Annotated in this window: 7 protein-coding genes; 4 read left to right on the top strand and 3 right to left on the bottom strand. The window is 64.2% G+C overall.

Features of this window, described 5'->3' with window-relative positions; all coding sequences use genetic code 11:
- Positions 1-188: 188 nt before the first annotated feature.
- The 3 genes from FNJ47_RS40590 to ugpB all read right to left on the bottom strand — a co-directional run bounded on the left by FNJ47_RS40590 (position 189) and on the right by ugpB (position 4544).
- Entirely contained in the window at positions 189-1811 is a 1623-nt protein-coding gene (locus tag FNJ47_RS40590) for an ABC transporter substrate-binding protein (protein ID WP_163161715.1), read from the bottom strand.
- 239 nt (positions 1812-2050) lie between these two features.
- Positions 2051-2998: an aminoglycoside phosphotransferase family protein gene (locus FNJ47_RS40595; protein WP_163161717.1), complete on the bottom strand. Its 948-nt coding sequence runs from the start codon at positions 2996-2998 to the stop codon at positions 2051-2053.
- Between the two features lie 256 nt (positions 2999-3254).
- Positions 3255-4544, bottom strand: a complete 1290-nt coding sequence (ugpB, locus tag FNJ47_RS40600) for a sn-glycerol-3-phosphate ABC transporter substrate-binding protein UgpB (RefSeq protein WP_163161723.1) — start codon at positions 4542-4544, stop codon at positions 3255-3257.
- 247 nt (positions 4545-4791) lie between these two features.
- Here ugpB and FNJ47_RS40605 point away from each other — a divergent pair, with 247 nt between their 5' ends.
- The 4 genes from FNJ47_RS40605 to FNJ47_RS40620 are packed head-to-tail and all read left to right on the top strand — an operon-like array spanning position 4792 to position 10298.
- Positions 4792-5748 (top strand): TRAP transporter substrate-binding protein, encoded by a 957-nt coding sequence (locus FNJ47_RS40605; protein ID WP_163161725.1) that lies wholly within the window; start codon positions 4792-4794, stop codon positions 5746-5748.
- Between the two features lie 34 nt (positions 5749-5782).
- Positions 5783-7849: a sensor histidine kinase gene (locus FNJ47_RS40610; RefSeq protein WP_163161727.1), complete on the top strand. Its 2067-nt coding sequence runs from the start codon at positions 5783-5785 to the stop codon at positions 7847-7849.
- Entirely contained in the window at positions 7819-9564 is a 1746-nt protein-coding gene (locus FNJ47_RS40615; protein ID WP_163161719.1) for an ATP-binding response regulator, read from the top strand. Before FNJ47_RS40610 ends, FNJ47_RS40615 begins: the two co-directional genes overlap by 31 nt.
- Positions 9561-10298: a response regulator gene (locus FNJ47_RS40620; RefSeq protein WP_163161721.1), complete on the top strand. Its 738-nt coding sequence runs from the start codon at positions 9561-9563 to the stop codon at positions 10296-10298. The genes FNJ47_RS40615 and FNJ47_RS40620 overlap by 4 nt, the downstream gene beginning before the upstream one ends.
- Positions 10299-10520 lie beyond the last annotated feature (222 nt).

Genomic DNA, 10520 nt, shown 5'->3' on the forward strand with positions numbered 1-10520 from the left:
GCATACTCCGAAGAACGACGTCAGGCGAGATCGTGCCTAACGAGCCGATCAGTGCGACGTTGCATCTGGCCTCTGAGCAAGCGGCACCCCTCTCCCCAACCCTCCCCCGCAAGGGGGGAGGGAGCCCGAGAGACGTGCTCACCTCACTTGCGCGTGCCCGTGCGTCGCTGACGTTCGCCATGCGCGCCTCACCCTTTCGCCATCGCGCGATAGTCGAGGCGGCGGTGGAACCAGTATTGGTAACCCGAGATGTTCTTCTGCATCGCGACGTTGACGAACGGCTGATAGAGCGGGATGCGCGGGATGTCGGCGTAGGCGAGATCGACGAAGCCCTTGACGTCAGCATCGTACGCCGCGGTGTCGCCGTTGGCGGCGGCAACGCGCGCGCCGTCGATGAGCTTGTCCATCTCCGGCGACTTGTAGCTCATCGTGTTGAAGATCGAATTGTTGCCGTGATAGCACCAGTAGAAGAAGTATTCGGGGTAATCGAGCCAACCCGAGAACACGTTGGTGAACAGCGGCATTTCCTTCTTGGTGAGCTCGGTGCGCCAATTGGCGCCGGGCACCTTGTTGATGGTGGTCTTGATGCCGAGCTGCGCCAGGCTCTCCTGCACCAGCACGCAGAGCGGCTCGTTGACCCCCGCGAAATTCAGGTCGAACGAGATCGTGGTCTCGAAGCCGTTGGCGTAACCGGCTTCAGTGAGCAGCGCCTTGGCCTTCTCCATGTCGGTGTTGTATTTCGTCGGCTGCGGCCAGGCGACCTCGGTCGGTTTGTCCTTGGCCGCGCCGAACATCGGGTTGGCGAGGCCGAATAGCACCGCATCCATGATCTTCTGATACGGCATCGCGTAGGCCATCGCCTGCCGCACCTTCGGATTGTCGAACGGCGGCTTTGTCACGTTCATGCCGATATACTGGATGCCGTTGGAGAACGGCAGCGAGACCACGTTGAGCTTGCCGTTCGCCTTCATCTCCTGGAAGTCCTTGAACGGCAGCTCGTAGGAGATATCGGCATCACCGCGCTCGAGCAGCGCACGGCGGTTGCCGGCCTGCGGCACCATGCGCCAGATCACGCGCTTGATCTTCGGCAGGGGACCGCAGACCCAATCGTCGTTGCGCTCCATGACGACTTCGGTGCCGGCGGTCCATTTGGTCACCTTGTAGGCGCCGGAGCCCGCGGTCTGCTGCTTGGTGAATTCGAGCCCCCAGGGATCCTTCTCGCTTGCGTTCTTCTTCACGAGTCCGGAGTTGACGACGCAGGGCACGATGACCGCGAGATCGGGGATCGTGAGCTTGTCTTTCTTCAGAAAGTCGACGCACACCGTGTGGTCGTCGACGACGACGAACTGCTCGGGCTTGGTCAGCGAGCCCGCGCTCATCTGGAAGGTCGGGAAGCCGCCGACGCTGACGGCACGGTCGAGCGACCATTTGACGTCCTTCGCCGTGACCGGCGTGCCGTTGTGGAATTTGGCGTTCTTGCGCAGCTTGAAGGTCACCGACATGTCGCCGATGTTCATGTCCTCGGCGAGCTCGGGCTTGAACTTGTCGCGGTCGTAATAGGGCACGCCGCCCGGCCCGCTCTTCATCTCGTGGCTGATCAGCCGGTCGTAGCAATTCCACGACACCTCGTAGCCGGGCACGTTGGTGCCGACGCCGTGGATATCGAGATTGTTGGGACCGCCCTCGGAAACGATCAGCAGCGTCTCGGAGCGCGCGTCGGCTTTGGCCGGCGACCAGATCGCGGGCGCGGTCGGCGCCAGCGCCCCTGCTGCCAGTCCGGACACCGATTTGAGGAAATCGCGACGCTTCATGTGATGCTCCAACGCCCCTGGGAACGGGCCTTGGAACTCAATTCGCAAGGATTGTGCCAACCCTTAACGAAACCTTATGAGGATCTAACCAGCTGTAGAGACAGAAGAAATCGACAAAGGCATCTTGATCTGACGCCGTCTGCGTTGCCCGCGATTGCATACAAAGGACAGGCCATTGCTTAATCAATGAGCAGAGCGCAGAGGCTGCTCGCTTTCTGACTGACGACCGATTCAAACAGCTAGTCCGGCCAGATCAGCTCCTGCAACTGCACGAGATCATCGACCCGGTCAGGCCAGCCCGCGATGCAGATGTGCCGGAGCGGATCGCTGGCCGAGTGCAGCATCATCAGCGCCATCAGCCGCCGCTTCAGCGTGAAATTCACCTCGCTGCGCGGGATGCCGAAGCCGTCGAACAGGCTGCGCACAAGCCGCGGATGCCCGGCGGCCATGAACGCGCTGGGCCCGAGCAGGTCGTATTCGCCCCATCCGGTCCGGACGTCGCCGAAGTCGAACAGGCCGGCAACGTGCCAGCCGTCGGCCCGGTGCCCGAGCAGGAAATTCTCCGGGATGTACTCGCCGGTCAGGATCACCGGCGGCGCGTGCATCGGGATCAACTCGGCGGCGTCGGCCAAGAGATCGTCGAGCGAGGTGAGGAATTTCGCCGGCAGGCCGAGGCGTTCGTGCCGTGCCCGGCACTGCGCGATCTGGCCGCGCATGAAGGCCTCCCAGCACGGCTCGATCGCCAGCAGGCCGCCGGGCGGCACAAGCTGCACCTCGGCGATTACGGCGCCGATCTCGGCCAGCACGCGCTCCCGCTCGGTTTCGGACAGCGATGGCCACACCTCCGAACCGACCGTGCCGGCGAGGTGCGTGATGACGAGATACGGCCAGCCGTCGCGCTCACCTTCCGCGACGAGGTCGGGGATCGGAATGCCGAGCCGGCCGCGCAACTCGGCGAGCGCACCGCGTTCGGACACGAATTGCGGGCGCAGGAGCGGTGGGAACAGCTTCAGGATCAATTTGTCATCGAGCCCGACGACGAGATTGGTGCCGGTCGCAAACACATGCGGCGTGCCCCAGGGCAGCTCGTGGCTGTCGGCGATGTCGCGCGCGACCGGCAGCCAGCGCGCGGTGTCGCTGCGCCAGGCACGGTAGGTGTCGTAGTCGGTGATGGAGGGAAGGTGCATTTCTGAAGTCATTGTAGCCCGGATGAAGCGCAGCGTAATCCGGGATTGTGTACCGCCTGAAACATCGGCCCCGGATTTCGCTGCGCTCCATCCGGGCTACTCAGTTTCTTCTCCTTCCCCCTGAAAGGGGGAAGGTCGGGATGGGGGTCTGCCGCAGGCGACGCTGCAAATGGAGAGACCAGATCCCCACCCGCTTTGCTCTGGCGCGCAAAGCGACCTCCCCTTTTCAAGGGGAGGTTAAGACACGCATCGTCCCTCACCGGTCCGGATTGGCGCGCTCGAACTGGCGCAGCAGGCGGTTGCCGCGCTCGACGGCATTGTCCATCGCGGCCTGCGCCGAACGCTTGCCGGCGAACACCTGCTCGAGCTCCTCCTCGATCACGTCGCGGATCAGGACGAACGAGCCGAGGCGGATGCCCTTGGACTTGTCGGTCGGCGGCTTCAGCGTCACCTCCTCGATCGAAATCGAGGCGCCGGGATTGCGATCATAGAATCCCTGCGTGCGGCTGAGATCGAATGCCGCGCGGGTGATCGGCAAATAGCCCGTGTTCTGGTGCCAGGCGGCCTGCACCTCCGGCCGCGACAGATAGGCGAAGAATTTTGCCACGCCGGCATATTCAGCGCGCGGCCGGTCGCGCAGCACCCATAGCGTGGCGCCGCCGATGATCGAGTTCTGCGGCGCGCCCTGCACGTCGGGATCGTACGGCATCATGCCGTAGCCGACCTCGAATTTCGAATTGGCCTTGATGTCGGCGCGCGTGCCCGACGAGCCGATGAAGATGCCGCATTCGCCCTTCTGAAAGCGCGGCTCGGCCGCCTGCCCGCGGCCGCTGTAGTCGAACGATTTGTCGGCCTGCCACTGCGCGAGCTGCGCGATATGACGCACCACGATCGGGTTGTTGAAGACCAGCTGCGCGTCGAGTCCGGCAAAGCCGTTGGCCCCGGTCGCGATCGGCAGATTGTGGAAGGCGGAGAAATTCTCGACATTGATCCAGGACGGCCACGACGTGGTGACGCCGCACATCGCGCCGGCGGCACGCAGCCGCTTGGCCACGATGCCGAGCTCGGGCCAGGTCTTCGGCGGCTGGCTCGGATCGAGCCCGGCCGAACGGAACATATCCTTGTTGTAGTAGAGGATCGGCGTCGAGGCGTTGAACGGGAACGACAGCATGTTGCCGTCGACATCGGCATAGTAACCGGCCACCGCGGGCAGATAGGCCTGTGGCGCAAACGTCTCCGATTGATCGCGCATCAGCTCGTACACCGGATAGATCGCGCCGCGCGCCGCCATCATCGTTGCGGTGGCGATCTCGTTGACCTGAACGATCGCCGGCTGGCTGCGCGAACGAAATGCGAAGATCGCCGCCGTGACGGTCTCGGTGTAATTGCCCTTGTAGGCGGGCACGATCCGGTAATCGGTTTGCGCGGCGTTGAAGTCGGCGGCGAGCTTCTCGAGCTGCTTGCCGAGCTCGCCCGACATCGCGTGCCACCACATGATCTCGGTCGCAGCTTGTGCCGGCGTCACCAGCAGAAGGGCCGCCAACATGAGGTGCAGGAGCTTCAGAGCGAACTTCACAATAAGCCGTTCCCGGATGCCAACACGCCGTCATACGGCGCTACAACCGGAGATTCAATCGACACCGCAGGTTGCAGGGCGGAATTAACGTTTTGGCCGATGGGCGAACCATCGCCGTTCTGCTAAAAAGCGTTGAACCTTTTCTTCCCGCCCTGGACACAAACCACAAGGGGAATTGTAGCCTGTGTACCGCCGCGCCGGCCTTTCGCGGAGAATGATGCTTGCCGTCGCGCTGTTATGGACAGCGGTCTCGGCGGATGCTTTTGCGCGCGAATTCCGCACCGCCGATACCCAGAACGAGGACTATCCGACCGTCCAGGCGTTGAATTACATGGACCGCCTGATCACTGAGCGCACCGGCGGCCGGCACCGCATCGTGGTCTTCCACTCCCGCCAGCTCGGTGAGGAGAAGGAGACGCTGGAGCAGACCCGGGCCGGCGCGATCGATCTGAACCGGACCAATGTCGCGCTGATCGGAACCATGGTGCCGTCCGTGAACGTGCTGGCGATGCCGTTCCTGTTTCGATCGCTTGAGCACCTGCAACACGTGCTCGACGGGCCGATCGGCAGCGATATCCTGAACAGTTTCGAGGCCCACGGCTTCGTCGGACTGGCTTTCTACGATTCCGGCGCCCGCTCGATCTACAACAGCGTCCGTCCGGTGCGCTCGCTCGACGACCTCAAGGGGCTGCGGCTGCGCGTGCAGCAATCGGCGCAGATGTCGGACATGATCCGCGCGCTCGGCGCTGACCCGGTCGAGATGCCCTACGGCCAGGTGCTGACCGGTCTCGCCAACCGGCTGATCGACGGCGCGGAGAACAACTGGCCGTCGTTCGTCACCACCGGTCATTACAAATATGCCGGCTACTACACCTTGACCCAACATACCGTGAGTCCCGAAGTGCTGGTGATGTCGCAAAAGGCCTGGTCGAGCCTCACGCCGGAAGAGCAGGCGATCTTCCGCGAGGCCGCGCAGCGCTCGAGCAGTTACATGCGCGAGAAGTGGCGCGAGCTCGAGGAACGCTCGCGCAAGCAGGCGGAGCTGGCGGGCGTCAAGATCGTGACCGACATCGATAGCAGGCCGTTCGAGGCGGCGATGGCCGGCATCTACGCCAGGGCCGAGCGCGATCCCGCGACCGCTGCGTTGATCGAACGCATCCGCAACATGGAGTAACCGGAGCTTGGCCGCACCCCAACAGCACGGGAAGATGCGACGGCCGTCGGCCTTCGGGCCGCAGGGCCGCTTCCGCATCGTCCAGTTGCTGCGTGCGGTACCGATCCGCTGGCGCATCCTTTCGATCGCGCTGCTCAATTCCGCGGTCGTGATCGTGCTGGCGGTGCTGATCTGGAACGGCTCGAAGGTGCTCGGCTCGGCCTGGGACGATGTCCGCCAGGTGCGGGAATCCGACAAGATCCTGGCCAAGCTCGAAAGCGAGACGAGCCGTCTGCAGAACCTGATTCATCGCTACATCAATCAGCCGAGCCCGGACCTGTTCGCGGAAATCCTGCTGCTGCGCGAGGCCGTGCTCGGCACGCTGACCAACCGGGCCTCGACCGACCCGATGCTGTCGGGCTCGGTCGAGCAGCTCGAACGCGTCACCAGCCGTTTCCTCGACGGCTTCGGTGAATTGCGCACGGTGCAGACCAAGATTTCCAAGACCTACGACGAACAGGTGCTGGGCCCTACCAAGGACATGGCCGGGCTCTACTCGATCATCGAGGGCGCCACCGGCCATCGCGATGCGCTGATCTGGCCCGCGCTCGGCAAATCGCGCGAAGCGTTCACCTCGCTGCTGGTCGCCGCCAACGCCTACTACCTCTCGCTCGACTCGTCGTCGGCCGAGGAAGCCCGCCGCAACATCGATACGATCGAGAAGACGATCCCGGTCATGACCGACATGGCCGAGAACGATCTGCAGCGCATGGCGCTGGCGCGGCTGAAGGTCAAGACCGCCGAGCTGCGCGACGGGCTCGGCAAGCTCAGCGAACAGCTCACCAACCGCACCGATCTGCTGCGCAACTCGATCGACGCCAGCCAGGCGGATGCGATCGGCGCGATCGACGATCTCTCGGTGAAGATGCGCCAGCGCGAGCAGAAGGCGCAGGAGACGTTCGACAGGACGCTGGCCTCGATCTCGCGCCGGGTGCTGTCGATCGCCGTGATCTTCCTCGGCGTCATCATGTCGGCCGGCGTCATGATCGCGCTCTCGATCCGGCTGCCGCTGGCGCAGATCATGGCCGCGATGCGCACCATCACCTCGGGCGATCTCGACCGGCCGGTGCAGGGCACGTCGGCCAAGGACGAGGTCGGCGCCATGGCCCGCGCGGTCGAGGTGTTCCGCGCAAACGCGATCGCCAAGCGCAAGACCGAGGACGAGCTGCGCACCGCCAAGGAGAAGGCCGAGAGCGCGCTGCTCGAGCTCAACGCCGCGCAGCAGAACCTGATCGATGCCGAGCGCCTCGCCGCACTCGGCGGCCTGGTCGCCGGCGTCGCGCACGAGGTCAACAATCCGATCGGCATCAGCCTGACGGTGGCATCGAGTTTCGCCCGCCGCAGCGAGATCTTCGAGAACGACCTGAGGACCGAGCCGCTGCGCCGCTCCAAGCTCGACGAATTCGTGCGCGCCTCGCGTGATGCATCGCAGCAACTGGTCGCGAACCTGCAGCGCGCCGGTGAGCTGATCCAGTCGTTCAAGCAGGTCGCGGTCGATCGCTCGCATGCCGAGCGCCGCCAGTTTGCCTTGAGCGAAGCGACCGACCAGATCGTGGCGAGCCTGCGGCCGGTGCTGAAGAAGGCCGCGATCGGGCTGTCCGTCGACGTGCCCGATGGGCTCTTGATCGACGGCTATCCCGGCGCCTATGGGCAGATCTTAACCAATCTTTTCCTCAACGCCGTCAATCATGCCTTCGCCGATGGCCGCTCCGGCAACATCACGATCTCGGCGCGCGGGCGCGGCGCTGACGATGTCGAGATCATCTTTGCCGACGACGGGGCTGGCATGACGCCGGACGTGCAGCGACAGGCGTTCGACCCGTTCTTTACGACGCGCCGCAACGAAGGTGGTACGGGCCTCGGCCTCCACATCGTCTATAACCTCGTCACCCAGCAGCTCGGCGGACGCATGATGCTGGAGTCAAGGGTAGGACAAGGCACGACTTTTCGCATTATCATGCCCAGGATCGCCAAGGGGGCAGCCAAGGGCGAGCCCACGATCACTGACGCAGCAGCCGACGGAACCAGTCAATGGCCGAACAGGACGATGTCCTCCAACTGATCGACGACACCGAGAGCCCCCCGGAGGACTCGTCGGCCCGGAAATGGAAGATCGCCGTGATCGACGACGATCACGCCGTCCATGAAGGCACCCGTTTCGCGCTCAGCGACTACAATCTGAACGGTGCGACGCTGGAGATCCTCTCGGCCTACTCCGCGGCAGAAGGCCGCACGCTGATGCGGGACAACCCCGACATCGCCGCCGTGCTGCTCGACGTCATCATGGAGACCGACGTCGCCGGCCTCGAGCTCGTCGAGTACATCCGCAACGAGATCAAGAACGAGACCGTCCGCATCATCCTGCGCACCGGCCAGCCCGGCCAGGCGCCGGAACGGCGCGTCATCGTGCAGTACGACATCAACGACTACAAGGCGAAGACCGAGCTCACCGCCGACAAGCTGTTCACCTCGCTGACCGCGGCGCTGCGCAGCTACCAGCAGCTCGAGCGCATGGTGCAGACGCGGCGCGGGCTCGAGATCATCATCGACGCGGCCTCGACGCTGTACGACTTCAAGTCGATGCAGCGGCTGGCCGAGGGGGTGCTGACCCAGCTCGCCTCGCTGCTCAACGTCGACTGCGCCGGCATTCTGGTGCTGCGCGACGACGGCAATTCGGCCGCTGCCGATTTCTCGGTGCTGGCCTGCTCCGGCTGTTACAGCCGCTTCATCGGCACGACGTCGTCGAAGGCGCTCGATCCCGATCTGCGGCACATGGTGGAGGCCGCCTTCCTGGCCCGCAAGAACGAATTCGCCGACCACCGCAGCGTGCTCTATTCGCGCACCGGCAGCGGCCGCGAGGTCGTGGTGCTGCTGCAGGCCGAGCGCCAACTCTCCGACACCGACCGTGCGCTGGTCGAGATATTCTCGAGCCGGCTGTCGATCGCGTTCGACAACGTGATCCTCTACCAGCAGCTGCACGAGGCCAACACCCAGCTCGAGGACCGCGTCACGCAGCGCACCCGCGCCCTGATGCAGGCCAACCGTCGGCTGTCGGCGCAATGGCTGCGGCTGCAGCGCGCCAACGGCTTCAAGAACGAAATCCTCGGCACCGTCGCCCACGATCTGAAGAATCCGCTCGGCGTGATCCTCGGCCGCACCGAGATGCTGACCGAACTGATCGGCGTCGGCTCGCCGAAGGAAAACGTCACGGCCCAGGTCGAGCACATCCGCGATGCGACCAAGCGGCTGACCTCGATGGTCGACCATCTGATCTCGGATGCGATGGCTGATGCCTTCGACATCACCATTCGCCGCGAGCCGGTCGATATCGCGGCCCTCGTCAACGAGGTCACCGAGGCCAATCTGCCCTCGGCCGTCAACAAGCAGCAGAGCATCTCGGTCTCGGGGCCGCAGCATTTCGTCACGATGTGCGACACCGACCGGATCCGCGAGGCGATCGACAATCTGGTCAGCAACGCCATCAAATATTCGCCGATCGGCGGCAAGATCACGGTCTCGGTCAACCATGAAGGCGACGACACGGTGATCCGGATCGTCGACCAGGGCCCCGGCCTCAGCCCCGAGGACCTCAGCCGGCTGTTCGGCCGGTTCCAGCGGCTGTCGGCCAAGCCGACCGCGGGCGAGAGCTCGACCGGCCTCGGCCTTTCCATCGTCAAGCGCATCATCGACATGCATGGCGGCCATGTGACCGCACAGAGCCCGGGCCCCGGACAGGGGTCGACCTTTACGGTTACACTGCCGGCGACAGACACATGAACCAGAACCCGCATATCTTCATCGTCGACGACGAGGCGCCTGCCCGCGAGATGGTCGGCGATTACCTCAAGATGCACGGCTTCGGCGTGACGCTGTGCGACGGCGGCAAGAGCCTGCGCAAGGAGATCGAGAGCAGCACGCCGGATCTCGTCGTGCTCGACCTCAACATGCCCGAGGAAGACGGGCTGTCGATCATTCGCGACCTCAAGAGCAAGATCAACGTCCCCGTCATCATGCTGACAGCTACTGCCAGCCCGATCGACCGGGTGGTCGGACTCGAGATCGGCGCCGACGATTACGTGGCAAAGCCCTGCGAATTGCGCGAGCTGATGGCCCGCATCCGTTCGGTGCTGCGGCGGAGCGGTCCGGCCAAATCGGCCGCGCCGGAACCGGCTGGTAGCAAGGCCGAAAAGCAGCAGCTGGTGCGGTTTGGCACCAAATGGCTCGATCTCGAGGCCCAGGCGCTGCGCGACGACGAAGGCAACGAGCATCCGCTGACCGCCTCCGAATTCGGCCTGCTGAAGGTGTTCGCGGCCAACCCGAAGCGGGTGCTGTCGCGCGAGCGTCTCCTGGAACTCGCCAATGCGCGCGACGCCGAAGCCTTCGACCGCGCCGTCGACCTGCGCATCATGCGCATCCGCCGCAAGATCGAATTCGATCCGACCAAACCGTCGGTGATCCGGACCATCCGCGGCGGCGGCTACCTGTTCTCGCCGACCGGGGATAAGGCGTAGCTTCTCTCCACGTCGTCCCGGCGAAGGCCGGGACCCATACGCCGCGGCAGTCGAAAGAGGCAAGCGGCTCGACGCGTCTTCTGACAACCCCCTCTTGTGGTTGATGGGGTGGACGGCCCCCTACGGCATCAGTGTGCCAGAATGAGGTTGTTGCAAATCTCAGACAAGGGAGCCGTCCGTGAGAGAGATTATCCGCATTGGGATGGATACGTCGAAGTATAT

The sequence above is a fragment of the Bradyrhizobium uaiense genome (genome assembly GCF_010811875.1).
GTDB classification, from domain to species: domain Bacteria; phylum Pseudomonadota; class Alphaproteobacteria; order Rhizobiales; family Xanthobacteraceae; genus Bradyrhizobium; species Bradyrhizobium uaiense.